Below are 24,629 nucleotides of genomic sequence, written 5' to 3'. Positions count from 1 at the left end.
GCGAATATTATGACACAAGAAAAAAACAAGATGGTCACCGTCCGCGGCAGGGATGAAAATAATCTGCGGGTCTCCTCCAAGGTCTTTGAGGAGGAGGTGCGTGGGGCCAGTGCGGCTGCAGATACCCTGCTCTTGGAATCCTTTGGCCAGCATAATATAGGTATCCGTCTCGGCTCCCTGGACCGTCCGATCCATCTCACCGTCACCGGCCCGGTGGGCCAGCGGTTGGGCTGTATGGGGTTGCCCGGGGCCACCATCGTCTGTGAAGGGTCGGCCTCCGATGATGTGGGCTACCTCAACATCGGCGCAGACATCGTGGTCAAGGGCGATGCCACCAACGGGGTCTGTAACGCCATGGCCGCCGGTAGGGTGATGATCGGCGGCTCCATCGGCTCCCGCGGCCTGACCATGACCAAGTGGAATCCCGATTATGCCAAGCCCGAGATGTGGGTCCTGGGTTCGGTGGGTGATACCTTTGCCGAGTTTAACTGTGGCGGCCTCGGGGTTATTTGCGGGGTGGAGGCCAAGAATCCGGACAATGTCCTGGGCTATCGTCCCTGCGTGGGCATGGTGGGCGGCAGGATCTTCTACCGGGGCAAGACCGACGACTCCTTTTCCAGGAACAACGCCAAAGAGGTGGCCCCCAGTGACGAGGACTGGGCCTGGCTGATGGCTCAGCTGCCCGAGTTTCTTGAGAGGATCGAGCGACCAGAGCTGCTGGAGTCCCTGTCGGTGCGGGCGGAGTGGTCCATCCTGGAGGCGATCACTCCCCAGGAGCGGGCCCTGATGTTCTCCGGTCCCATGCCCATGGAAGAGTTCAGCCGGCGGATCTGGAGTGCTGGCTTTGGCGGTGGTGACCCCCTCCGCGATCTGGCGCCCACCCTGGAGCGGGGCGTGATCGGCGTGGTGGAGACCGGCGAGTTCCGCCGCAAGAAGCCCTTCTGGGCCAACCGCAGCTCCGCCGCCCCCTGTACCTTCTACTGCCCCATCCATATCCCCACCATTGACAGGCTGCGGATGATCCGCGAGGGCCGCAATGAGGAGGCCTATGAGATGCTGCTCCGCTACACCCCCTTCCCGGCCTCGGTCTGCGGCACCATCTGTCCCAACCTCTGCATCCAGAACTGTTCCCGGGAAAAGGTCGACTACTCCATCGATGTTTCGGTCCTGGGCCGGGCAGTGCAGGCCGTGGATCCTCCTGCGGCCGAGCCCGGCATCGGCAAGCGGGTGGCGGTGATCGGCGGCGGTCCTGCGGGTATGGCCGTGGCCTGGCACCTGGCCCTCCACGGGGTGGAGGCCCATATCTATGAGCGCGACAGCTTCCTGGGCGGCAAGCTGGCCCAGACCATTCCCTGGGAACGCCTCTCCAAGGCGGTCTGGGAGATGGAGGTGGAGCGTTTCCTGAAGAGCGAGAATATCCAGGTCAACCTGGGGGTCAGCCTGACTCCGGAGAAGGTCGAGGAGCTCAAGGCCGAGTATGATTATGTGGTGGTCGGCGTCGGTGCCCACCAGCCCAAGATCCTCTCCTTTCCCGGCCATGAACGGGTGATTCCGGCCCTGGACTACCTCAAGGCCGCAAAGAGCGACACCCCCATGGTCACCGGCAAGCAGGTGGTGGTCATCGGTGCCGGTAACGTGGGCTGCGATGTGGCGGCCGAGGCCTATCGTTTAGGCGCGGAACAGGTCACCCTGGTTGACATCCAGAAGCCCCTGGCATTCGGCAAGGAGCGTGATGCAGCCGAGGCCCTGGGCGCCACCTTCCAGTGGCCGGTGATGACCAGGGAGGTCACGGCCGAGGGCCTGATAACCGCCGAGGGTGAGCTGATTCCGGCCCAGACCGTGATTATCTCCATCGGCGATATCCCCAACCTGCCCTTTCTGCCAGCCTCGGTTGAGGTTGTCGAGGTGGCCGGCGGTTCCTGGATCAAGACCGACGAGACCGGCCGGACCACGGATCCGCAGATCTTTGCGGTGGGCGACGTGGAACGTCCGGGCCTGGCTACCAATGCCCTGGGAGCGGGCAAGCGCACAGCCGAGTACCTGGTGGCCCAGTTCAAGGGAGAGCCCTGGCTCCCCTTCAGTCAGCGTCTGATCAAGTACGAGGACCTGACCATTGCCCACTATGATCCGGAAAAGGACCGTGCCCTGACCGAAGACCAGCAGGCGGCCCGCTGCCTGAGCTGCGGCTCCTGCCGCGACTGTCATCTCTGTGAGACCATCTGTCCCACCAACGCCATCAGCCGCCAGGACAAGGCGGTGATCGGTGCCGATGGGGTGGACTATGAGTATGTCTCCGATGACAATAAGTGCATTGCCTGCGGCTTCTGTGCCGACACCTGTCCCTGCGCGATCTGGGTGATGCAGCCCTTCTAGGCCGCAGCCCATCCCTCCACCAAAAAAAAACCTCCCCTGCCGGCCGGCAGGGGAGGTTTTTTTTGGGCGTGTGCCTTGGCTTACTTCTTCATGAAGCGCAGCTTGACCTTATAGCGGCGACCGTCCAGATCCTTGGGCAGGGCCATGCCGTTGGGGATCAGGAGGGTCAGGACCTGACCGTTATGGGGGTCCTGGCGGAACTGCCTGCGCCGCTCCTCTCCCTCGGGGCGTTTGATGGACTGGCGGGGAGGGCGGACGTTGAGGATCTCTGCCTCCACGGTGCCATCATGGGTGGCGGGTTTGCCTGCCTCTGTTCCGGTGGGCTGGATGGAGCCGATGATGATGTCAACCATGATGCTTCCTCCCTGAAGGTTGGTGCCGCTGTACCTGCGTAGAGCTGAGTATACCTTGTACTATATAGTGTATCGTCTTGAAAGACCAGCGCTTTTAAGCCTGCCCTTCACCGGTCTGCTGTTCGGGCGCTGGGCTGGGGAGGTCGTGTTCTGGGCAGGCACGGTCGATAACCTTGAGTAACAGGGCCTCCAGGCCAAGCTGGCGCTGGAGCAGGAGGCCGGCCGCCCGGTCGAGGCTCTCCACCTTTTCTTTGCCAAGGGCCTGCGTGATCCGGCTGCAGCTGTAGTTGAGGCAGAAGATCGGTTTGAGCAGAAAGCTGCAGCCCCTGGATCCCAGGTAGCAGCAGCTCTCTTCGCTGCCTCCCCGGTGGTCCGGGGCACAACCCAGCAGGCGGTTCATCAGCAGCTGGATCACATCGGTGTTGCCTCCCATAAAGGCGCTGCAGCAGCCGCCTCCCTCATCGGCGGCGCAGCCGCTGCAGAGGAGGCCCAGGCCCATGGCAGCCATCATCTCGGCCAACTGGTCCATGGCTGGCTGGAGTTCTGCCATGGCCTCCCGGATCTGCGGATCCCTGTGGATGACCTTGCTCCAGGTATGGTCCAGTTCCCCGGCCAGGGCGTGTTTCTCGGCGATGCTGCCCTCGTAGTAGCGGTTCAGGGGAGAAGGGGGGGGAGAGTGGGCTGGTGATGTGTTGGGGTTCATGGTCGGGCCTCCTGCATAAAGGTTTTCCAGATGGGTGCCGCTGCCCGGCCGCCGGTTTCGCCCTTTCCCAGGGGCTGATTGCGGTCATGGCCCAGCCAGACGCCGGCCAGGAGCCGGCCGCTGAAGCCGATGAACCAGGCATCGGTGTTGTTGTTGGAGGTCCCGGTCTTGCCCGCGGCCCCGGGGATGCCGGCCGCCTTCCTGCCGGTGCCCCGGCTGACAGCCTGGCTGAGCAGCCCCTTGATGGAGCGGGCAGACTCGGGCCGGATGATCTGGCGGGCTTTGGGTTGGGGCCAGGCCCGGCGTCTGCCGCGATGGTCGCGCACCGAGGTGATGCAGACCGGCCGGATGCTGTACCCCTGGCCGGCAAAGGCGCTGTAGGCCCCGGTCATCTCCAGAAGAGAGACCGGTGAGGTGCCCAGGGCCAGGGTCAGGTCAGGCTCCAGGGGCGTACTGATCCCGGCCTGGCGGGCCAGGCGGATGACCGGCTTGATTCCGGTCTTGCGCAGCAGCTTGATGGCCACGATGTTGCGCGAGTGGATCAACCCCTGGGCCAGGCTGGTCGGTCCCCTGAAGCTGCGGTCATAGTTATGGGGCCGCCAGGTGCTGCCGTTGCGGTTGCGGATGGCCAGGGGGGCATCGTTGATCTGCTGGTTGAGGCTCATCCCCTGCTGCAGGGCCGCGGCATAGATCAGGGGCTTGAAGACCGAGCCCGGCTGCCTCTTGGCCTCCACCGCCCGGTTAAAGGGACTGGCGCTGTAGTTGGTGCCGCCGACCATGGCCCGAATACGGCCGCTGTCGGCCTCCATGGCCACCAGGGCGCCCTGGGGCGGCGTCTTTTGCTGGCGCTCGCCCACCTGGCGGCTGCCCTCCAGGATGGCTCGCTGGGCCAGGCGCTGCAGTCGGCTGTCCAGGGTGGTGGACACGGTCAGGCCCTGGTGGAAGATCGCCTCTCTGCCGTAGCGGGCGGCCAGCAGGCTGCGGACATAGGCGCTGAAGTAGCCGTTCTGGCTCTTGTCTTCTCCGGCCTTGCGGTAGCGCAGCGGCTGGATGTAGGCCCAGCGGGCTGTGGCGGGCTGGATATAGCCCTCTTCGGCCATCCGGTTGAGCACATAGCGCTGTCTGGCCTTGGCAGCCTGGGGATGTTTCAGCGGTGAGTAGCGGCTGGGTGCCTGGGGCAGGCCGGCCAGGATGGCGCACTCGGCCAGGTCCAGTCGATTCAGCGGCTTGCCGAAGTAGACCTGGGCCGCGGCAGCCACCCCGTAGGCCCCGGCCCCCAGGTAGATCTCGTTGAGGTAGATGTAGAGGATCTCTTCCTTGCTCAGGGTCCGGTTGAGCCGATAGGCCAGGATGGATTCGGTCAGTTTACGGCGATAGCTCTTTTCCCTGGTGAGCATCAGGGCCCGGGTGACCTGCTGGGTGATGGTGGAGCCCCCCTGACTCCGCCTGCCGCTGATCAGGTTGTTGACCGCGGCCCGGCCGATGGACCAGAGGTCCACCCCGGGATGCTCCCAGAAACGACTGTCCTCGGCGGCGACAAAGGCCTGGGCCAGGTGTCTGGGCATCTTGTTTAAGGGGGTCAGCAGGCGATACTGGTTGTAGATGGCGTCCAGGGGCTTGCCGTGGCGGTCCAGGATGACAGTGGCCACTTGGGGCCGGTAGTCGTCGATGGAGCGGATATCAGGGATCTTCAGCATCAGCAGCCAGGCCAGGCCGGTGCCGATCAGCAGGGTGACCAGGCCTCCGCAGGCGAGCAGCAGCAGGCAGAGATGTATATGGCTGTAGCGCCTCTTTGGCCGGCTTTTTTTTCGAGCCGGGCTGCGTTTTTTTTGTGCTGGTTTGGTAGACAAGGCAACAGAGAAACAGTAGTGTTAAGGGGGAAAACAGCCAGGACAGCCGGGGCCACTGATTGGCCGGCAGCCGGCTGGGCCTGGGATATTGGTAGGATCGTTTCTACCATGATTGTCCGGCTTGAGCATCATTAAACCACTTCTTCTACCAGGTCTACCAGGTCTATAAGGCGGGCACGTGTCGCGGATTCGTATTCTCTCAGAACATCTCTCCAATCAGATCGCCGCCGGTGAGGTGGTCGAGCGTCCGGCCTCGGTGATCAAGGAGTTGATCGAAAACAGTGTGGATGCCGGAGCCGGCCGGATCGATATCCAGGTGGAGGGCAGCGGGGTCCGCCGGATGCGGGTGGCCGATGACGGCTGCGGCATGGTGGAAGACGATGTCCTGCTCTGCCTGGAGCGTCACGCCACCTCCAAGATCCGGGATGAGAGTCAGCTCGCTGCCATCGCCACCCTGGGCTTTCGGGGCGAGGCCCTGCCCAGTATAGGCTCGGTGGCCCGGATGACCATCCTCTCCCGGGCCCGCGAGCGGGACACCGGGACCAGGGCCGAGATCCGCTACGGGGTGCTCCACGCCGTCCATGAGGCGGGCTGCTCCACCGGTACCATCATCGAGATCCAGAACCTCTTTGCCAATGTCCCGGCCCGTAAGAAGTTTCTCAAATCTGCCCGCACCGAGACCTCCCATATCGAGGAGGCGGTCAGGAACCAGGCCATGGCCATGCCTGAGCTTGGCTTCAGCCTGCAGCTGGATCAGCGGAAGGTGCTGGACTATCCACCGGGCGGCGACCTGGAGCGTCGGGTGCGCCAGGTCTTTCGCTACGACGGGCCCCTGCTCAGCCTGGAGCACTGCGGGGCCGGCGCGGACGAGACCCTCCAGGTGGGAGGCTACCTGCTCCTGCCCGAGGCCATCTCCGGGCGGAGGGCCAAGCTGCGTTTCCTGGTCAACGGCCGGGCGGTCCAGGACCGGATGCTCCGCCACAGCGTCATCGAAGGGCTGCAGGGCTTTCTGATGAAGGGCTATCAGCCGGCCGGGGTGGTGACCATCCAGTTGCCGCCGGAGCAGGTGGATGTCAATGTCCACCCTGCCAAACGGGAGATCCGTTTCCGTAACGCCCAGCAGATCCACGGCCTGGTCTCCAGGGTGGTGGCTGCGGCCATCCAGGCCCACCAGGAACATACCCGGGAGCAACTCTTTACCCCTGCCGCCACCGGGGCAGGGGAGAGGGCGGTGGAGCGGGTCCGGGAGCAGGAAGGGGCCGGCCCTGTCGCGGAGGCGCTCGAGCAGATGCCGCTTCCCGGCCCTGCGCCTGGGCGGCAGCCGACAGGGGCCTCGCCCTCTGGCTGGTCCAGGTCTGCAGCAGCAGAGCAGGCAGAACCGCGCCAAGCCCGCGAACCTGGGCGCCCCTCCAAGGTGGCAGGGGCAGAGCAGCAGGAGGCGGAGCCCTTATCGGCGGCGGCCGATCTCCTGACCAGGGAACCGTCTCCGCCAGGATCGCCGACCCCGGCAGAACAACAGCAACTGGAGCCAGAGCAGCTGGGGGAACCGGGCCAGGCTTTTGGCGGTCTGAGGCTGATCGGGCAGCTCTTCTCCCTCTACCTGCTCTGCGAGAAGGATGGCCACTTTATCGTCATCGATCAGCATGCCGCCCATGAACGGATCCTCTACGGTCAGTTGAAACAGGACTACCTGGAGCGCACCATTCCCAGGCAGCGGCTGCTCTATCCGGCCAGCGTGGAGCTGGGCCCGGATCAGATGGAGACCCTGGAACGCTACCAGGACGAGCTGGTCCAGTTCGGCCTGGAGGTGGATTATTTCGGCGACACCACCTGGGTGATCAAGAGTGTGCCGGCCATGATCGGTTTTCAGGAACCGGCCGCCACCCTCCACGAGCTGCTGGAGGCACTGGCAGGGCAGGGCGGCAGACCCCAGGGCTTTGTGGCCGGGGTCGTGGATGAGCTCCTGGCCTCCATGGCCTGCAAGGCCGCGATCAAGGCCGGCAACCGCCTGGCACCGGAGGAGATGATGGGCCTGCTGGAGCAGATGGAGGCCAGCGGGGTCTTCTCCCACTGTCCCCATGGTCGGCCGGTGATCAAGCTCTTCTCCCGGACCGACCTGGAGAAATGGTTTCACCGCCACGGTGGCTAAAGAGCAGCAGAGAGTGGCTAAAGAGCGGCTGAGGGTGGCGGAAACGAGAACTGAAGATAAGAAAAGATCTGTACTAAAAAGGAGTTGGAATGGTTGAAGTAGTGCGTGCAGCCGGTAAAGAGGGCCAGGAGCGGCTCGAGCGGCTGAGAAATCGTTTTGTCGAGGCAGACAGCGGCTGCCGGGATGCGGTCAGCGAAATCCTCCAGCAGGTCCGCCAGGACGGAGATCAGGCGGTGCTGGAGTATACCCGCCGCTACGATGCCCCGGAGATGGAGCTTGGCGGGCTGCGGGTGGCCCCGGAGGAGTTTGAGCGGGCCCGGGAAGAGGTGGACCCCGCCTTCCTGGAGACCCTGGGCCTGGCTGTCCAGCGGATTCGGACCTTCCATGAGCGGGAGATGGAGGATTCCTGGATGCTGACCCGAGAGGACGGCACCATCACCGGCCGGTTGGTGCGACCGGTGGATTCTGCCGGCCTCTACGTTCCCGGCGGCCAGGGCGGCTCCACCCCCCTGGTCTCTTCGGTGCTGATGAACGGGATCCCGGCAGCCATTGCCGGGGTTGAGCGGCGGGTGATGGTCACCCCGCCCAATCAAGAGGGCCTGGTCAATCCTGCCCTCTTGGTCGCTGCCCGGGAGATAGGCATCAGCGAGGTCTACAAGACCGGCTCTGCCTGGGCCATCGCAGCCCTGGCCTACGGCACCCCCACCATTCCCAGGGTGGACGTGATCGTCGGTCCGGGCAACCAGTATGTGGCCGAGGCCAAACGTCAGGTCATGGGCAGGGTGCGCATCGATATGATCGCCGGGCCCAGCGAGGTCCTGATCCTGGCCGACGACAGCGCCGAGCCCGCCTTTATTGCCGCCGACATGCTGGCCCAGGCCGAGCATGATCCCCAGGCCGCAGCCCTGCTGATCACCACCTCAGCCGAGGTCGGTAAAGAGGTGGGCAAGGAACTCGAGAGCCAGCTGGAGCAGCTCTCCAGGGCCGAGATCGCCCGTACAGCGCTCCGGGATCATGGCGCTATCCTCCTGGTGGACAGCCTGGATCAGGCCGTGGCCCTGGCCAACGAGATCGCCATCGAGCACCTGGAGCTGCAGATCCGTGATCCCTGGGCCTGGCTGCCAAAAATTCGTCATGCCGGAGCGATCTTCCTCGGCTCCCACACCCCGGAGGCGGCCGGCGACTATGTGGCCGGCCCCAACCATGTCCTGCCCACCATGGGCACGGCCCGGATCTCCTCGGCCCTGGGGGTGGAGACCTTTCTCAAGAAGAGTTCGATCATCTCCTACTCTGCCCAGGCCCTGCAGCAGGACGCAGAACACATCCAGCGGCTGGCCGCCCTGGAAGGGCTCACCGCCCACGGCAACTCCGTGGCCATCAGGGTGAAGCGTGGAGAGTAGAGAACTGCTCCGTTCGGGCGCTGCCAGCCTGGGGGTGGAGCTGGGCGACGAGGAGCTGGAGCGGCTGCTGATCTACCTAGGGGAACTGATCAAGTGGAGCCGGCGGATCAACCTGATCGCCCGGGACAGCGACCCGGCCACCATCATCGAGAACCATTTCCTCGACTCCCTGACCCTGGTCTCCCTGGTGGACCGCCCCGGGCTGACCCTCCTGGACGTGGGCAGCGGGGCCGGCTTTCCGGGCCTGGTCCTGGCCGCGGTGCTGCCTGCCCTGGAGTGCACCCTGGTGGAACCCCGCAAGAAGCGGGTCTCCTTTCTCAACCATATCATCCGCACCCTGGGTCTGGGCAACGTCCGGGTGGTGGCCGACCGGGTGGAGACCCTGGCCGAACCGGCCGCAGGGCCCTACAGCTTTGTCACCAGCCGGGCCGTTGCCAGCCCGGAGCTGTTTCTTCCCCTGGTGGAGCGCTTTCTCCGCCAGGGCTCCCGGGCCCTGGTGATGGCGGCCCACAGGGAGCGGTTGGCCGAGATCCCCACCGGGGAAGGGCACTTTCGGCTGGAGCAGGTCAAGGAGATCAGACTGCCCGTATCCCGGGCACCCCGGCTGGTGGCCCTGGTGAGTGCTTGCCAAGGCCAGCCTGCTGAGGCTAGCTGAGAGTTCGCACTGGTAACTTGCCCGATTTTCTGGTAGGTAAAAAGGTTCGCGCGGGCACAGCCACCGAATGCAGGGGGTATTTTCCCCTGCAACCCTGGCGCTCGGCAGACGAGACTGGTTTTTTCCTGCCCCAGGCTGCAGCGGGGCCAGGTTATTCATTATATTAAGAGGAGTCGTATGAACAGCAAAATCGCGGTACTGGCCGGTGATGGCATCGGACCTGAGGTAATGGCAGAGGCACTGAAGGTTCTTGGGGTGGTTGAACAGAAATTTGATTGCAGCTTCGAGTTCACCACCGCGGATGTGGGCGGCATTGCCATCGATAACCACGGCCAGGCCCTGCCCCCTGAAACCCTGGCGGTCTGCGAACAGAGTGATGCGGTCCTCTTCGGCTCTGTGGGCGGACCCAAGTGGGAAGGCCTGCCTCCGGAAGAGCAGCCCGAGCGGGCCGCGCTCCTGCCGCTGCGCAAGCATTTTGACCTCTTCTGCAACCTCCGGCCTGCCCGGGTCTTTCCCTCCCTGGCTGCGGCCTGTCCCCTGCGGCCCGATATCGTTGGCAACGGCTTTGATATCCTGGTGGTCCGTGAGCTGACCAGCGGGATCTACTTTGGACAGCCCAAGGGGCGAGAGGGCAGCGGTCCCGAGGAGCGGGCCTGGGACACCATGGTCTACACCCGTTCCGAGATCGAGCGGATCACCCGGATGGCCTTTGAGGCGGCCATGGTCCGCAACAAACGGCTGACCTCGGTGGACAAGGCCAACGTCCTCACCGTGATGGTGCTCTGGCGGGAGGTGGTCAACCAGATCGCCCAGGAGTATCCCGAGGTGGAGTGCAACCATATCTATGTGGATAACGCCACCATGCAGCTGGTCCGCGACCCCCAGCAGTTCGATGTGATGCTCTGCGGCAACATGTTCGGGGATATCATCTCCGATGAGGCTGCGATGATCACCGGCTCCATGGGCATGCTGGCCTCAGCCAGCCTCAACAGCGATAAGTTCGGCCTCTACGAGCCTGCCGGCGGTTCTGCCCCGGATATCGCCGGTCAGGGCAAGGCCAACCCCGTTGCCCAGATCCTCTCCGCTGCCATGCTGCTGCGTTACAGCCTGGGCCTGGAGGATGCGGCCGCTGCCATCGAGCAGGCCGTCTCCACCACCCTGGAGCAGGGGATCATGACCCAGGATATCGCCACCCCGGGATGTAGTCCGGTCTCCACCGCCGCCATGGGCGACGCCGTGGTCGCTGCCCTCTCCTAGGAAACGATAAGGAGCGGAATACGGAGCGGAATAAGGAGCGGAACAAAGAGCAGCCCAAGAGAGAGGCAGACCATGGCAAAACGAAAGAGTATTCTTCTGATCAACAACCAGGCCGCCAGGGACCTGGCCGGGGCGGTGGCCCAGGAACTGGACCTGCCCCGCACCGAGATGAAGCGGCAGAAGTTTGCCGACGGCGAGATCTACCATGCCTTTCCCGTGGATCTGGCGGCCAGACATGTGGTGATCATTGCCTCCACCCCGGATGACTCTGCCCACCAGGAGCTCTTGGACCTGATCGCCGGGGCCCGGTACTGGAACGCCATCTCGGTGAACGTGGTGATCCCCTACCTGGGTTACTCCACCATGGAACGGGCCCGGCCCGAATCCGGTGAGATCCCCAAGGGGGTCACCCGCACCCGGCAGATCTTTCGGGCCCGCCCCAACTACGTGGCCTTTGTCGATCTCCACTCCGAGGCGGTGCTCCATGCCCATAGCGGCGAGGTCCGGACCCGTCATCTCTGGACCGAGCGCTATGCCGCGGAAAAGATCCGCGACCTGGGGCTGAGCGACTATGTCCTGGTCAGCCCGGATTACGGTTTCTCCAAGCGGGTCTCCCGGCTGGCCGGGCTCCTGGACTGCCCCCATACCGCGGCCAACAAGGACCGCTATGATGTGGATCAGACCATCGTCAGTCAGCTCTCCGGGGTGGTCCGGGGCAAGACCGCCATTATCTGTGACGATATGATCCGTACCGGCGGTTCCATGCTCCAGACCGTGGAGCGTTGCTATGAGGCCGGGGCCGTGGACGTGGCCGTGATGGCGACCCACCTGGTCCTGGCCGGCGAGGCGCGCAAACGTTTTCGGGAAAAGGGGATCAACTGCATCATCGGGGCAGATACCTATCCGGGGAGCAGAAGCGATGAACTGGTGGAGACCTACTCGGCAGCACCCCTGATTGCCCGGGAACTGTGCTCCTATCTACGTCTGAAGAAATAACATCAAACTATCACCATATCAGTTGAGAACAAGCATGAAAAAAGTAGGGATTGTCGGTTGGCGAGGAATGGTCGGTTCGGTCCTGATGGATCGGATGCGGGCGGAAGATGATTTTCAAGGCTATGAGCCACGGTTTTTTTCCACCTCCCAGGCCGGCCAGGCCGGGCCGGAGATCAAGGGCACGACCTACCAGTTGCTGGACGCCCTGGATGCCGCCCAACTGGCCGAGCTGGATGTGATCGTCTCCTGCCAGGGCGGCGACTATTCCGGCCGGGTCTATCCCCAGCTGATGGAGCTGGGCTGGCAGGGCTACTGGATCGATGCGGCCTCCAAGTTCCGGATGGACGCAGACTCGATCATCGTCCTGGATCCGGTGAACCGCAAGGTGATCGACCAGGGACTGGCCGCTGGGGTGAAAAAATACATCGGCGGTAACTGTACGGTCTCCCTGATGCTGATGGCCCTGGGCGGTCTCTTTGAGCAGGGCTGGGTCGAGTGGGTCACCTCCCAGACCTACCAGGCTGCCTCGGGCGCCGGTGCCAAGAACATGCGCGAGCTGGTGGAGCAGATGCGGATCATCGGCGAGAATGCCGGCAATCTTCTGGATACCCCCTCCTCGGCTATCCTGGAGCTGGACCGCAACATCACCTCCACCCTGCGCAGTGAGCTCTTTCCAGCGGCCAACTTCGGCGCACCCCTGGCCGCCAGCCTGATCCCCTGGATCGACAGCCCCATGGAGAACGGCCAGACCCGTGAGGAGTGGAAGGGCTGTAGCGAGACCAACAAGATCCTCGGAACCGGCGCCAGCCTGATCCCGGTGGATGGCTGTTGTGTGCGGGTGGGAGCCATGCGCTGTCACAGCCAGGCCTATACCATCAAGCTGAAGCAGGATGTGCCCCTGGCCGAGGTGGAACAGGCCCTGGCCCAGCAGAACGACTGGGCCTACCTGGTGGCCAACACCAAGGAGGAGACCCTGCGGGAACTGACCCCTGCCCGGGTCACCGGTACCCTGGATATCCCGGTGGGCCGGGTGCGCAAGATGAACCTGGGACCCGAGTATATCAGCGCCTTCAGCGTGGGCGACCAGCTCCTCTGGGGTGCGGCCGAACCCCTGCGGCGGATGCTCAAGATCGTCCTGGAGCATCTGGACTAGTCCCCCCTTTTCCCAGGCAGGGTATCAGTCGGCTGATACCCCCATTCCCCAGCGCATCCGGCAGAGAGGATGCCTCTTTGCCGGTGCGCTGCCACTGCCCCCGCCCGGGAGGCAGTCCTGTCCCCGGGCCAGATGAGGAGGTGCACTGCCATGGCCATGGATTATCGGGGAGATATCTTCAGACCCCCCAGCGAGGCCCACTCCATCTTGCTCCAGGTGACCACCGGTTGCTCCCATAACCGCTGTACCTTCTGCGATATGTACAGCCAAAGCCCCTTCACCATCAAGCCCGAGGCCACGGTGATGGCGGATATCGCGTTTGCCGCCCTCCACTGCCGTCGTCAGAGCCGCCTCTTCCTCTGCGACGGCGACGCCCTGATTATGCCCCAGCAAAGGATCCTGACCACCCTGGACAGGATCGCCGAGCAGCTGCCCTGGGTGGAGCGGGTCTCGATCTATGCCAACGCCCGTTCCATCCTCCGCAAGAGCGAGGCCCAGCTGGTGGAACTGCGCGAGCATGGCCTGGCCCTGGCCTACCTGGGGCTGGAGTCCGGCGATGACCAGACCCTGGCCGCCGTCAACAAGGGCGCCGATGCCCGGGCCATGATCCAGGCCGGCCAGCGGCTGCGCCGGGCCGGGATCAAGCTCTCGGTCACCGTGCTCTTAGGCCTAGCCGGTCGGGAGCGCTCCCTGGAGCACGCCCGGGCCACCGGTGCGGTGCTCACTGCCATGGACCCCGAGTATGTGGGGGCGCTCAGCCTGATGCTCACCCCGGGCACGCCACTGCACGACGACCACCGCAAGGGCAGCTTTGATCCTCCGGGCCCCCTGGGGCTGCTCAGGGAACTGGGGGAGATGATCGAACATACCGAGCTCAGCAGCGGCTACTTTCACGCCAACCATGCCTCCAACTACTTGCCCATCAAGGCCCGACTGCCCGAAGACAAGGAGGCCACCCTGGAGTTGATCCGCAAGGCCATCAAGGGTGAAGTCAGCCTCAAGCACGAGGCCTCTCGCCTGTTTTAAGGGAGGGGCTCGCCGTGTGCTGGTTGTGGTGTTTGTTGTCGTGAATGCAAAGGGTTGATTTGGTCCGATCCCGGATTGACCGGAAACGCCCTGTACGGACCCGCATGCAGTGTGTTGTGGGGGCTGGGGGAGAAATTCCCCCGGCTACCCGATTATCTGATATTTAATTGTAACTGCATTTCTATTAGTTGGTGCTTGCCGACGACTTCAACGTTTTGGATAAAGTAAAAACCAAATTTTTCATAATATTTTTTTAAGTGTTCATGCGCATGAATTTCAATAGTAGAATAACCTGATTTTTTAGCATGAGATATTAGGACATTTATTATTTTTACTGCGATTTTGTTACCTCTATACTCTTCGGTTACAGCCACTCTTGCCATTACAGAATGCTTTCCGTCCGATGAATATAGACGTGCAGTTGCTATTGGTGAACCGTTATCAGTTACAAGAGCGTGACTTGATTTCTCGTCAAGTCCATCAAGATCCAATTCAGGGGGAATACCTTGTTCGCCTACGAAAACTTTGTGACGAATGATCTGTGATTTTTTAATTATATCAGTATTGTTTCCGATTTTTAATTCCATTTATTCTGTTTTTCCTTTACACCTAACGTTAAGTTAAGTTCACCGGTCGAGTAGCCCGAGGTTATCCCTAGGCCCTCACAGAACCGTATGTGAAACTCTCGCTTCATACGGTTCCTCGACGTTTGGCGTGAATTTCATTTAAAAGATCAAAATCACACCAAAGGTCGAGGAGCCATATCCAGTCGCCCTATACGCTCCTTCCTGTTAGCACCCAACTGGAGGTTTTATTCCCTAGCCGATTACGCCCCCTCTTTACACACACACCTTTCCAAGAAGAGACGACATCTATCCTAATAGAGGGGGCCATCACTTCATTTCTTGAAGAGCACAACGTTATGCTAACCGGCGCAAAAGAGTGAAGGGAGCAATAGCGGCCGGAACCCTTTTGCGTCCTAGTTCAGCGCCGGGCTATATTTCGACTGTTGCCCCTTTCCAACCCGAATATGAATTCTCTGCAACAACTAAGGTATTTTGGGTCCGATCTGCGGCTGCAATTAATCCAGATGGTCCCCAGATAGCGCTTTTGCCTGTCGGAACCCAGGCGCCGGTAGGTTTGTTGTAATTTGCCATTGCAACGAGCAAACTAAATTTTCTGGCATAGCTCTCTAACTTTTGCGTATCAGTTTCATATCCGTCAGCGCTAACGAGAACTCCAGCAATATATATCGATGCGCCCATATTAACGCAGGCTTCAACATGGTTCGGATTGTTTGTATCAGCACAGATCGCATTGAATATATTTAATTTACCGAAACTGACGGAATGGTAGCTTTTGCCGACAGAAAAATATTTTTCTTCTCCCGGATGTAAATTCATTTTAGAATATGTTTCGATCTGTCCGTTAGGCGTTATAATAAACTCACCGATACAAGGGAGGCTGTCGTTTTGCAGCGGAGCTCCTGCAACGATATGAATTTTATAATCAACTGCTGCTTCTGTTAATGGCTTTAACCGGGGATCATTTTTAGAAAAAGCCAGTTCCGCTGACAATTGCGGTTCATAGCCTGTCAATGATAATTCGGGAAATACAATATATGAAATGCCAGAATCGACAGCTTTTCTCACTGCATTAAGGTGCATTTTGATATTGGTAGAAACATCGCCTTTTACTGAAGAAATCTGAGCAACTGAAATTTTGAAATTATTATTCAATTTTACCTCGAAATATAACGTACTGCTCGAGTGCAGCAAATTGTGTACGCCCGGCATGGGCGTGATCTTATGGGGTGCAAGTCCCCTCTATGTAAACCCTGTTACTGTCGTGATGACAGGAGCATAAATACTAGCCGAAAGCAAGGGCGACCTGGCGTACCTTAAATAGGGTCAGAGTAAAATTAAATTGTTTTTTTTCGTCACCCCAGCGGCCGTCCCCTTTTTCTTGCCTTTACCCTCCTGCCGTTTAACTTCTCAATTTCTTTTTTAAATCGATGAGTTCCGACAGCCAGCCCTTTGTTGGTATTCGCTCGTACTTTTGTCAACAATCTCCCTTCTACCTGCTGGGCAAACAGAGCACGATACCTATTCCGCCGTTCCACGGAATCGGTACCCAATCCAAGGTATTCAGGGTGCGGTGTACACAGATCAGAAGCAACACCGAGTCCATTGACCGGATAATCTGCTGGAGTACTCTTTGAGCCAACCAGCATATGCGCCAAAGTCTTCTTCTGAAGCAAAACAGATCTGGCCATTGCTTCTTTACGGGAGTGGTGATAGTTATGAACGTCGACTTACCATTCCTGAGATCGTATTGATACAGTTTAATTTTACTCTGACCCCATTTATTTTAGACCAGTATTACCGAGTATTTCACGAGAAATCGTACTTTGAGAACGGCCGATATCTTTTGCGATCTGGTTGCGAGATACTCCCTTTTTTCGGCTTGTCTCGATATAGTGCCTTTCTGCAAGGCTTAGGTGTTGGTAGCTCATTTGTGCCCTCTGGAAATAGTTTGGTAGCTTTTTCCAAAATACACCTAAGTCTTGCTTTTCTCAAAGATGCGTTTCTCTTCAGCTACCTACAGAGGTTATGCGCTTATTATACGAATTCAGGAAATATGAGAAAATCTCCCTGTTCGCCTATGACTCAATCGCCGAGGCCCGCAAATCGATCATGCGCTATCTTGATTGGTACAATCGCAATAGACCCCATTCAAAATTAGAGAAGAAGACGCCCGATGAGGCGTATGCCGTAATGTTGCCGACGGTCGAACAGGCAGCGTAACTTGGCAGGAGATTCCACCTTAAAAGCAGTAAATCTTGTCCAAACAAACGAAGCCACCTCTCCTATGATGTAATAATTGTCCTATTTTCAAGTATTAGTTGGTTTGGATCGCCTTCCGCCGCCAGCCAAACAGCCCAGCTAAACCGAAGCCCAATAAGAGTAGAGTGGTGGGTTCGGGGACGGGGAGCACATTTACACTTGTGTTTTCCAGCGTGGGATCCGCTAGGACAAGCCCAAGAGCATCGCTCAGAACGACGTTATCAAAAATGAGACCGCTACCCCCTAGGTCCGCCGCCGTAAAAGTTACACTCACGAGGAGGAAGCTCTCCGGTTGGAGGAGGTCTAACTCACTATCGAAAAGCAGGGAAACCTCCTCCACATGGACTACCCCGGGTATGCTTGCATCCACAAATGTACTGGTCTCGAAGGCAAAAGGATCCGGATCCCCCAAGAAGGGAAAAAAATGCACAAACTCGAAGTCCAGGATCGTGCTGTCATATGTGATGTCAAATTCGAAGGCGCCCAGGGACTCAGGCCCTCCAGAGGCCAGGTCAGAGATACCAGCACTAACCACTACCGGCGCGCCTGGTGTAATAAGATGCGGCGATGAGGCCGAGAGGGACAGCGTGATCGCCATGGCCTGCCCGGCAACCATGGTTGTGGAAGAAAGCAGGATGAATAGAACCAGGAGCCTTCTCATTTTCTCTCTCCTTATTTAATTGTTAAAGGATAGTGATTCAACTATCTTCCCATCTAGCAGAAGAAGTGGAAGTTATAAGGCCACCTTGAAAAATTGCTTTTTCTTCCAATCTCGGCGTTGCACTCAAAATTTTATCCTCGGAATATCAGATATATGCCTGCGGTAAAATTTATCGCACGCCTTGACCTTGATCGAAAAATCTAATTTTTCAAGGTACCCATAAGTCAAATCATTCCTGACAGCGTGCTCCTCGAGGATTGGTGAAGTAGGTGACCAACTTACGCGCATCAGCGATGTTCACTGCCCCGTCTCCATTGATATCAAACTCCAGGCCCGGGTCCACCTCGGAACGCCCTCGGATAACATTCAGGAGAAGGTTTAAATCCAATCGATCCACGCAGTTATCGGCGTTGAGGTCGGTATCAGTAAGCACAATCCTCCACACGCCTCGACCAAGCGTGCCGATGTAGATGTTTAGCCTGCCAACCAACTTGTCGTTCACTATCCCGGCCGGCTCATGGTCAAAGTAGGCAAACCAGGGATTCGGCAAGTGCGGGACACCGGAGATGCCGGAATCGAAGGGATCGGTCAGCAGGTCCCAGTGAAATCCTCCGTCTTGGCTGAGAAATATCCCCGAGTCATGGCCAGCCGCCACGATGAGGTTTGGGTCCTCCGGGTCGAAGGCGATCAATGTGGGCTGGGTATAGCCCGCAAGGCCACCAAAGGCGCTTGAGCCAAGGAACGTGTTGGGACCCATAAAGTTCTGGTACTTAAAAATCCCTTTGCCTGTCATTCGGCTGTCTAGCCCTACCATCTCCTCAGATCTGGGTAGATCGCGATCTCTCTGCCAGGTTGTGCCACCGTCATTCGAGAAGAGCATCCCCCGAAATACCCCCACCTCATCAAAGTACGAAGCATACAACCGATTGGGATCACTCGGAGCTACTGCGAAGATTCCAACGCTTCCGCTATCAAGACCGCCGGGGATGTTGGTGTCAATGCGCTCCCAGTTACCTGTCCCGTCTATTCCCTCGAACTTCCAGAGCCTATGAGCCACGCGTGATTTGTCGCCAGGGAAGGCTCCTACCAGAACATAAAATGTCGGTGTGCCGCTGTCATCGACGGCAACCTGAACTTCACCAAGCAGATCGATTTCGCTAATGTCAGTGGGTGGTTTGGTTGTCTTCCCAAGCTCTGTCCAGGTGATTGTATTGGCAGTAATATCATCGGTAATGAAGACGCCGCCGTCTTCACTCATGGCTCCGCTAGGGCAGGGAGACAGGGTATGCGTAGTGGAGTCTTGATCGCAGTCCTGCGTCAATACAACAAAGTGATTCCGCTCCCAAGTGGCCACTCCCTGTGCGAAATGACTATTATCGATCGCACCATGACCGGGATTAATATTTGTATTTCCAGCCAAATGTCGATCGGTCAGAAGGAGGCCTCCAGCATTGCTGGTATACAACACACTGTTCCCATCCGTAGCCACGTCATAGACATCGCAACAATGTCCGGCTTGCCAGTCGGGTTTTGGGCTCTGCCCGGCATTCGTGGTGCCCCAGATGGCATTATCCTGCGTGCCGAAATAGAGATCTTCCTCGGCGTCGCCTGGCTGATCGGCGCCTCCCATCCCGTACACCCACAGCACGTGCGGGGAAACATCTGGCTGTTCCCACTGTGGATTTTGACAACTTGCGCTGACGTCGGTGTTGTAGTAAACCCCACCGTCGTTGGAAAACATCAGCGGGCACGCGTTCTGGACCACCCTCGAATCTTCGAATACAATGCTCCCAACATCGACGTGAGCGCCGCTTGATGCGTACTCCCAGGCCGGCAGGGGAGGCGTTGCCGATGCCAAGGGACATCGTAGCCCGCCACCAACTGGATTGCTTTGGCAGCCGACCCGATACAGATAGACGTCACCAAACCAGAGGTCAAAGGCATCTCCTGTCCGCGCATTCGTTTCCACGAATGCGATTCGATGAGCCGTCCCGGTTGTTTCGGGGGTTCCCAGATTGTTCCAGGTTATGCCCCCATCGTCCGATTCATAGGCATGCTCGTCATTGGCGGCAATGAAGAGCACATCCGCCTCGTGGGGAGAAACAGCGATAGAGCAGCGCCCCTTTGGTACTCCGCCGCCTCCGGTCCATGTGTTCCCATCATCGATTGAGCGGAGATGGCCGTCATCACCACAGATGTCAATTATCCCGTTATCGTGCACGACGACATCCCAGATGTTATTGGCAGAGTTGGAAGGACTAGGTGTGGGGTCCACAAATCTCCAGCTAAAACCGGAATCGTTGCTGATTGCAAGACCACAGTTCGTACCGATGTAGACGTTCCGAGTATTGTCTGGATCGATACTTATCCCAAAGGCTGAAGGCTCGTCTCGCGCATCAATGTTCCTGTCTTTAGCAGGGTCTAATTCACAGAAATTTTTCGGCGGGATGGCCGTGGTGGGATGCACCCAGGATTCGCCACCGTTTAAGCTCACCTGGATGCCTGAGAGGGGAAATGATCGGCCATCGTAGAAAGATGTCGCGTATATTTTTTCTGCGTTAGTCGGGTCAACCTCCACATCCCACATGGCGGTCGGAAGGTGTCGATCCAACCTAAACCATTTTCGCCCCTTATTCGTTGTCTTGTAAAGCCCGCCCCATTCGCTGGCTGCATAGAAGACATCATCATTGCCAGGGGCTCTCGCAAGCCCGTTAATACGACCGGATGAACCCACGCTGGGATCGAGATTTGAGTTGTCAGGGTTGATATCCTGGATGGAGATTAATTCTAATGCTGCGCTGGCGGGGAGCGTGAGCACCAACGCTGCCGTGATGTTCAGGAAGAAGAGGATGGCAAATCTTTCCAGTCTGTTATAAAGACGATCATTCATGCACTTCACCTCCTCTTTCTATTGAGTTTAGTTTTTCACACCTGCCAACTTAGCTAAGACTCCTTTCAATTGAATTGGGTCTGTCCAGTCAGGGAATCGGGCAGGATAAACCGCCGCCCTTTGCCTGACTTTTACTTTTTTAAGGAAATCAATTATCTCATTGTTTGTTTTCTGTCTATACAGTCTCCTCTTTTGGAATTACTCCTATGCGGATCTCATAAAAAAGCCTCTACTGTAGAGATGAAACTCTGTATAGACTTTAAAGTTAATAACTTCGGACTTTTAAGGTGTGTCATGGTCGATGTTTTAATAAACGATATTTTGGTATTTTTGAAAATGGCAAGGTGCTGACTTGTAAAAATGCAATTTCCGCACCTAAAGATTAACATGGCACTTAACAGTTTTGAATCATGAGGTTAATACGTCGAGGTGTTATCTTGAGAGGGGACGGCAAAGATGGAAATTCCCGAATAACGGTTTGGACTTCTGGAATTAATCGGCATAGACGGAAAATTTAAGCTCTTTTTTTTGTAATGACCACACGAGCCGAGGAAGCTATTTCAGCAGCTATTCAAAGAGGTTTTTATCATTAATGATAAATGAATATTTGAGCTGGCAGGGGTAAATTTTCGGAATTGGACAAGTGTAAAGATGTTTCCTGATTATACCTCAACCTTCGGGTGCGCCAGGCGAAGTCTGGCTGAAACAGTATCGCAGCTTCTTTGGGTTTTCGATCCGGGCTCAGGGCGTTGGCAGATTCGGATAGATCTCAAAAAGTCTATGAAATCAAGAGGATGTTAGTCTGTCGTTTGAAGGGTGCTGTCCATGCTGTGGAGAGGCAGGGGCAGGCAGCGTGGGAGGGGCGAGCCCGTCTGGTCCTGGGGTGATTACCAGGGGCTTGCTGGAGGATGGTGTGGGGGGAGTCAAGGCGCAATCAGCCGGGTGACAGCAGCCGGTTTTTCCGGATCCGGGTGACAGCTGCAGGGCTTCAGGGCAGATGGTTCCTGATTTCTGATAACTCCGGGTCAGGGGGCGAGTGGCCAGAATAGGGGGATCGTCACCATCAGGATGACAAGAATCAGCAGGCTCAGCGGCACCCCGACCTTGACGTAATCCATAAAGCGATATCCGCCCGGCCCCATGACCAGGACATTGGCCGGATGGGAGATGGGTGAGGTGAAACTGGAGGAGGCTGCCATGGCAATGCCCATCATCAGAGGGTAGGGGGAGATTCCAAGCCCGGCAGAGGTCTTCAGGGCAATGGGAACCATCAGTACCACCAGGGCTGCGGTGGGAATGATGCTGGTGGCGGTAAAGGTTATGACAAGCATCCCGAAGAGGATCGCCTCGGGGCCGTAGGGCCCGAGGACGTCAATCACATTTCCGGCCACCAGGGCTGCGGCCCCGGATCTTTCCAGAGCCGTTCCCAGGGGAAGCATGCCGGCAATAAGAAAAACCGCCTTCCAGTCGATGTAGCGGTAGGCCTCATCCATGGTCAGACATTTGCTCAGCACCATCAGGGCAGCCCCGATCACCACGGCGATATAGATCGGCACCCAGCCAAGAATCACCGGCAGGAGGACCGCAACCATGATCGCCAGGGCGGTCGTGGCCTTATCTTCCCGGGCAGGTTCCTGCATATTTTCCGTTAACACCAGGAAATCCGCCTCCTGGCCGAGAAAGGACAGCCGTTTCCAGTCGCCAAAGAGCAGCAGGGCGTCCCCCAACTGCAGCCGCAGGTCCCGAAGTCCTGAACGGGTGACCTGGCCATTGCGCCAGACGGCCAGCACCGTCAGACCATATTTCTCCCGGAAACGGAGTTCCCGCAGGCTCTGGCCCAGATGGGTGGAGTAGGGGGAGAGCGCAACCTCCACCAGGCCCACCTTCTCGTTCTCCAGGATTGAGATATCCTCGCTGCTCTCCTCATCTTTCACAAAAACTCCCTCAAGTCCGCGCATCAGGAGGACGGCGATCATATCCGAGAGTCCGGAGATGATCAACCTGTCGCCCGGCTCAAAGTGCATATCAGAGGAAGGTATCATGGCAGTGCCGTCTTCCCGGACGATGGAGAGAATCTGCATGTCCAGGGCATCTCCAAGGCAACTTTCACTGACCGTCTGGCCCAGGAGTTTGGAGTCCCTGGGCACGCTGAACAGGCGCATCTTCCTGCCAAAGGCATAGTGACTCCGGATCACTGCTTTCTCCAGGACTCTCGGCGGCAGCACTCCGGCGATCGTAGCCAAGGCGTCAATCCGGGCAATTGGCCCGCATACCACCAAGGTATCCCCATCCTGGAGCGGCACGGTCTTGACATTCTCGATGATCTTCTCCTCATCTCGCTGGATAAAGAGGACATTGAGCCCATACTGGTTGCGAAAACCAATCTTGGAAATGGTCTTTGCCTGGAACTCGGATCCTGTACCAAGCCGGACCTCCGCCACCTGGATGCCGTACTCATGGAGGCTTGATTTGTCGGGATCCCGGGCCTCGCTTAAGAGCTGGCCCCAGTTATTCATCTCCTGGATCCGGTCAAGCCGCCCTTCGACAACCAGCTCATCTCCCGGCAGGATGGTTTTGGTTATCTCCGGGGCAAGATCCGAGATCCCTCCACGATTAATGCCTATCACATTCAGACCCAGGCGTGAGCCAAGGTGGCTGTCTGCCAGGGTTTTGCCGATCAGGGCGGAATGTTCGGGGATCTTGATACGAAAAAGCCGTTCCTGCAATCGATAGTGGGCCAGTACCCCCTTGTTTTCCGTTCCTGTCGGGCTGACGACGCTGGTTTTCCGGGGAAGCAGGCGCGTACCGATATAGGTGACAAAGAGGATGCCGCTCGCCATGACCAGTAAGCCGATCGGTGAAAAGTCAAAGAGTCTGAACGGTTCAAGCCCGTTGGCGCGTAATGCCTCACTCACCAGGATATTGGGTGGGGTCCCGATCATGGTGGTCACCCCGCCCAGCAGCGTTCCATAGGCGAGGGGCATCAGCAACAGCGAGGGGGAGCTCCGGGTCTTTCGGGCAACATCCATGACCACCGGCAACATCAGGGCGGCCACGGCAACATTGTTCATAAAGGCTGAGAGAACCCCGGCGATCAGCATGATCACGATCACCAACCGGGATCTCCTCCTGCCGACCACCCTGAGGAGAAACCTGCCGAGGATGTTGGCGATCCCGGTCCTGGTCAGACCGCCGCTGAGGATAAAAACGGCCCAGATGGTGACCACCGCCGGGTTGCTGAATCCGGCCAGCGCTTCAACCGGACTCACCAGGCCGGTCAGTGCCAAGGCGCCCAGAACGAGGAGGGCCAGGACCTCAAGCGGCATCCACTCGGTGATCAGGACAAGGAGCACCACCGCCAGGATGCTGAATACCATGGTGATTTCCGGTGTCATCGGTGCATGCCCTCTTTGTATGTGACCGATCAATGGTGCGCGGTGGAGCTGCCAGATTCCTCTAGCTGACGAACGGGAAAGTGGTTTCTTGAGATAAGTATAGCATACTCCACCCGGGAGTGGTTTTCCTGCACTTATCGGCGGGAAAAAACTGCTTAGCCATGAAACGCAGCCATTTTTCTTCTATCTCGGGGGACAGATTGAATTTTTTGGTACTGAGGTAGGGGGCAGTTTTTTTCTGTCATTGCCACGCAGGCGGGAAGCCCATCTTTGAGGGACCAGGCAGCGCTCCAGCGTCTCCATCTTGGCGAGCAGACCGAAGGGGACACTCTACACCGGTGTGAGCAGCGATCAGCTAAGGCCTTTCTGGGAACAGAAAAACATTCAAATAGAAACCCTTATCAAAAAAAGAAGCAGTGATGAAATGCCCCCCAGTGCATCGCATTATATCAGGCAAGACTATATCTTGATCGAAAAATATCATTATTCAAGACACCCATAACAGACCCGGATGCCTGCCTGCGCGGGCATGACGGTAGGGGCAATGGCATGACGGTAAAAGAAGAAAAAGGGAAATAGAATCAGCGAACTGTCTACATAGATAGATATATCTTGGCTGAGTATTATACGTAATTGCATAACAAAAGTGGCCGCTTCAGGCAGATCTATGACAGAAAGGGGGGCTCTTTATTCCAGGGCTCAATTGACCTTGAGGTCACCTCTGTTTTCGTCTCTCAAAAGTGCGTTCTGCCTCCTTTCCTCTACCTGTGGGGTCCCTGCGCCATGCTCTACTCCTGATCGCCGAAGATGGGGGCGAGAGTTTGAGAACTCGCTGCGCTTGCACCGTTCACCCCCTCTCAGACCAGGTTCAGGAGTAACGCGGGGTAGGGCTTATCAGCTCGACTTGATCCACCATGAAGCG

General features: G+C 58.3%; 19 protein-coding genes. 9 read left to right on the top strand and 10 right to left on the bottom strand.

Features of this window, described 5'->3' with window-relative positions; genetic code table 11:
- Positions 1-9 precede the first annotated feature (9 nt).
- Positions 10-2,373, top strand: a complete 2,364-nt coding sequence (locus tag G494_RS0117740) for an FAD-dependent oxidoreductase (protein ID WP_028585593.1) — start codon at positions 10-12, stop codon at positions 2,371-2,373.
- An 80-nt stretch (positions 2,374-2,453) separates the two neighbouring features.
- On the opposite strand, the gene G494_RS0117735 is transcribed toward G494_RS0117740, so the two are convergent.
- The 3 genes from G494_RS0117735 to G494_RS24305 all read right to left on the bottom strand — a co-directional run bounded on the left by G494_RS0117735 (position 2,454) and on the right by G494_RS24305 (position 5,279).
- Positions 2,454-2,726: a hypothetical protein gene (locus G494_RS0117735; RefSeq protein ID WP_028585592.1), complete on the bottom strand. Its 273-nt coding sequence runs from the start codon at positions 2,724-2,726 to the stop codon at positions 2,454-2,456.
- A 94-nt stretch (positions 2,727-2,820) separates the two neighbouring features.
- Positions 2,821-3,429, bottom strand: coding sequence for a hypothetical protein (locus G494_RS0117730; protein ID WP_028585591.1), 609 nt, complete (start codon positions 3,427-3,429; stop codon positions 2,821-2,823).
- A complete protein-coding gene (locus G494_RS24305; protein ID WP_051305833.1) occupies positions 3,426-5,279 on the bottom strand; it encodes a penicillin-binding protein 1A in 1,854 nt (617 codons plus the stop codon). The genes G494_RS0117730 and G494_RS24305 overlap by 4 nt, the downstream gene beginning before the upstream one ends.
- A 178-nt stretch (positions 5,280-5,457) precedes the next feature.
- On the opposite strand from G494_RS24305, the gene mutL reads away from it, so the two are divergent.
- The 7 genes from mutL (at position 5,458) to G494_RS0117690 (ending at position 13,915) form a co-directional block, all read left to right on the top strand.
- Positions 5,458-7,428: a DNA mismatch repair endonuclease MutL gene (gene mutL / locus G494_RS0117720; RefSeq protein ID WP_028585590.1), complete on the top strand. Its 1,971-nt coding sequence runs from the start codon at positions 5,458-5,460 to the stop codon at positions 7,426-7,428.
- Between the two features lie 89 nt (positions 7,429-7,517).
- Positions 7,518-8,828 (top strand): histidinol dehydrogenase, encoded by a 1,311-nt coding sequence (hisD, locus tag G494_RS0117715; RefSeq protein WP_028585589.1) that lies wholly within the window; start codon positions 7,518-7,520, stop codon positions 8,826-8,828.
- Positions 8,818-9,483 (top strand): 16S rRNA (guanine(527)-N(7))-methyltransferase RsmG, encoded by a 666-nt coding sequence (rsmG, locus tag G494_RS0117710; protein ID WP_051305832.1) that lies wholly within the window; start codon positions 8,818-8,820, stop codon positions 9,481-9,483. Before hisD ends, rsmG begins: the two co-directional genes overlap by 11 nt.
- 177 nt (positions 9,484-9,660) lie before the next feature.
- Entirely contained in the window at positions 9,661-10,740 is a 1,080-nt protein-coding gene (gene leuB / locus G494_RS0117705) for a 3-isopropylmalate dehydrogenase (protein WP_028585587.1), read from the top strand.
- Positions 10,741-10,812: 72 nt separating this feature from the next.
- Positions 10,813-11,736: a ribose-phosphate diphosphokinase gene (prs, locus tag G494_RS0117700; protein ID WP_028585586.1), complete on the top strand. Its 924-nt coding sequence runs from the start codon at positions 10,813-10,815 to the stop codon at positions 11,734-11,736.
- A gap of 34 nt (positions 11,737-11,770) precedes the next feature.
- Positions 11,771-12,889 carry an aspartate-semialdehyde dehydrogenase gene (gene asd, locus G494_RS0117695; protein ID WP_028585585.1) on the top strand — a complete coding sequence of 373 codons (1,119 nt, stop codon included), beginning with the start codon at positions 11,771-11,773 and terminating at the stop codon, positions 12,887-12,889.
- Positions 12,890-13,039: 150 nt separating this feature from the next.
- Complete coding sequence (locus G494_RS0117690) at positions 13,040-13,915, top strand: radical SAM protein (RefSeq protein ID WP_332307539.1); 876 nt, start codon at positions 13,040-13,042, stop codon at positions 13,913-13,915.
- A gap of 152 nt (positions 13,916-14,067) precedes the next feature.
- On the opposite strand, the gene G494_RS0117685 is transcribed toward G494_RS0117690, so the two are convergent.
- The 4 genes from G494_RS0117685 to G494_RS28185 all read right to left on the bottom strand — a co-directional run bounded on the left by G494_RS0117685 (position 14,068) and on the right by G494_RS28185 (position 16,430).
- Entirely contained in the window at positions 14,068-14,502 is a 435-nt protein-coding gene (locus G494_RS0117685) for a GNAT family N-acetyltransferase (RefSeq protein WP_028585583.1), read from the bottom strand.
- 408 nt (positions 14,503-14,910) lie between these two features.
- Positions 14,911-15,654: a carbon-nitrogen hydrolase family protein gene (locus G494_RS26470; RefSeq protein ID WP_161630012.1), complete on the bottom strand. Its 744-nt coding sequence runs from the start codon at positions 15,652-15,654 to the stop codon at positions 14,911-14,913.
- 200 nt (positions 15,655-15,854) lie between these two features.
- Positions 15,855-16,190 carry a hypothetical protein gene (locus G494_RS26465; protein ID WP_208597708.1) on the bottom strand — a complete coding sequence of 112 codons (336 nt, stop codon included), beginning with the start codon at positions 16,188-16,190 and terminating at the stop codon, positions 15,855-15,857.
- A gap of 90 nt (positions 16,191-16,280) precedes the next feature.
- Positions 16,281-16,430, bottom strand: coding sequence for a helix-turn-helix domain-containing protein (locus G494_RS28185; RefSeq protein ID WP_084457052.1), 150 nt, complete (start codon positions 16,428-16,430; stop codon positions 16,281-16,283).
- A gap of 97 nt (positions 16,431-16,527) precedes the next feature.
- On the opposite strand from G494_RS28185, the gene G494_RS0117680 reads away from it, so the two are divergent.
- Entirely contained in the window at positions 16,528-16,722 is a 195-nt protein-coding gene (locus G494_RS0117680) for an integrase core domain-containing protein (RefSeq protein WP_028585582.1), read from the top strand.
- Between the two features lie 94 nt (positions 16,723-16,816).
- Here G494_RS0117680 and G494_RS0117675 read toward each other — a convergent pair whose 3' ends face one another.
- From G494_RS0117675 to G494_RS0117665, 3 genes are all read right to left on the bottom strand, one after another.
- Entirely contained in the window at positions 16,817-17,422 is a 606-nt protein-coding gene (locus G494_RS0117675) for a VPDSG-CTERM sorting domain-containing protein (protein ID WP_028585581.1), read from the bottom strand.
- A gap of 229 nt (positions 17,423-17,651) precedes the next feature.
- Positions 17,652-20,312: a WD40/YVTN/BNR-like repeat-containing protein gene (locus G494_RS0117670; RefSeq protein ID WP_028585580.1), complete on the bottom strand. Its 2,661-nt coding sequence runs from the start codon at positions 20,310-20,312 to the stop codon at positions 17,652-17,654.
- Positions 20,313-21,337: 1,025 nt separating this feature from the next.
- Positions 21,338-23,707: an SLC13 family permease gene (locus G494_RS0117665; RefSeq protein WP_028585579.1), complete on the bottom strand. Its 2,370-nt coding sequence runs from the start codon at positions 23,705-23,707 to the stop codon at positions 21,338-21,340.
- Positions 23,708-24,629 lie beyond the last annotated feature (922 nt).

This window comes from Desulfogranum mediterraneum DSM 13871, assembly GCF_000429965.1.
Classification (GTDB): domain Bacteria; phylum Desulfobacterota; class Desulfobulbia; order Desulfobulbales; family Desulfobulbaceae; genus Desulfogranum; species Desulfogranum mediterraneum.
The sequence above is the reverse complement of the archived record's forward strand: the minus strand, read 5'-3'. Positions and strand labels throughout refer to the sequence as shown.

What these genes read in the sequence shown, in the direction of transcription:
- G494_RS0117680 (WP_028585582.1), top strand. Translation starts at nt 16,528, where the DNA reads ATGCGCTTATTATACGAATTCAGGAAATATGAGAAAATCTCCCTGTTC.
- G494_RS0117685 (WP_028585583.1), bottom strand. Translation starts at nt 14,502, where the DNA reads ATGGAATTAAAAATCGGAAACAATACTGATATAATTAAAAAATCACAG.
- G494_RS28185 (WP_084457052.1), bottom strand. Translation starts at nt 16,430, where the DNA reads ATGAGCTACCAACACCTAAGCCTTGCAGAAAGGCACTATATCGAGACA.
- leuB (WP_028585587.1), top strand. Translation starts at nt 9,661, where the DNA reads ATGAACAGCAAAATCGCGGTACTGGCCGGTGATGGCATCGGACCTGAG.
- G494_RS0117690 (WP_332307539.1), top strand. Translation starts at nt 13,040, where the DNA reads ATGGCCATGGATTATCGGGGAGATATCTTCAGACCCCCCAGCGAGGCC.
- G494_RS26465 (WP_208597708.1), bottom strand. Translation starts at nt 16,190, where the DNA reads ATGGCCAGATCTGTTTTGCTTCAGAAGAAGACTTTGGCGCATATGCTG.
- G494_RS0117740 (WP_028585593.1), top strand. Translation starts at nt 10, where the DNA reads ATGACACAAGAAAAAAACAAGATGGTCACCGTCCGCGGCAGGGATGAA.
- G494_RS0117665 (WP_028585579.1), bottom strand. Translation starts at nt 23,707, where the DNA reads ATGACACCGGAAATCACCATGGTATTCAGCATCCTGGCGGTGGTGCTC.
- asd (WP_028585585.1), top strand. Translation starts at nt 11,771, where the DNA reads ATGAAAAAAGTAGGGATTGTCGGTTGGCGAGGAATGGTCGGTTCGGTC.
- hisD (WP_028585589.1), top strand. Translation starts at nt 7,518, where the DNA reads ATGGTTGAAGTAGTGCGTGCAGCCGGTAAAGAGGGCCAGGAGCGGCTC.
- G494_RS0117730 (WP_028585591.1), bottom strand. Translation starts at nt 3,429, where the DNA reads ATGAACCCCAACACATCACCAGCCCACTCTCCCCCCCCTTCTCCCCTG.
- G494_RS0117675 (WP_028585581.1), bottom strand. Translation starts at nt 17,422, where the DNA reads ATGAGAAGGCTCCTGGTTCTATTCATCCTGCTTTCTTCCACAACCATG.
- prs (WP_028585586.1), top strand. Translation starts at nt 10,813, where the DNA reads ATGGCAAAACGAAAGAGTATTCTTCTGATCAACAACCAGGCCGCCAGG.
- G494_RS0117670 (WP_028585580.1), bottom strand. Translation starts at nt 20,312, where the DNA reads ATGAATGATCGTCTTTATAACAGACTGGAAAGATTTGCCATCCTCTTC.
- G494_RS0117735 (WP_028585592.1), bottom strand. Translation starts at nt 2,726, where the DNA reads ATGGTTGACATCATCATCGGCTCCATCCAGCCCACCGGAACAGAGGCA.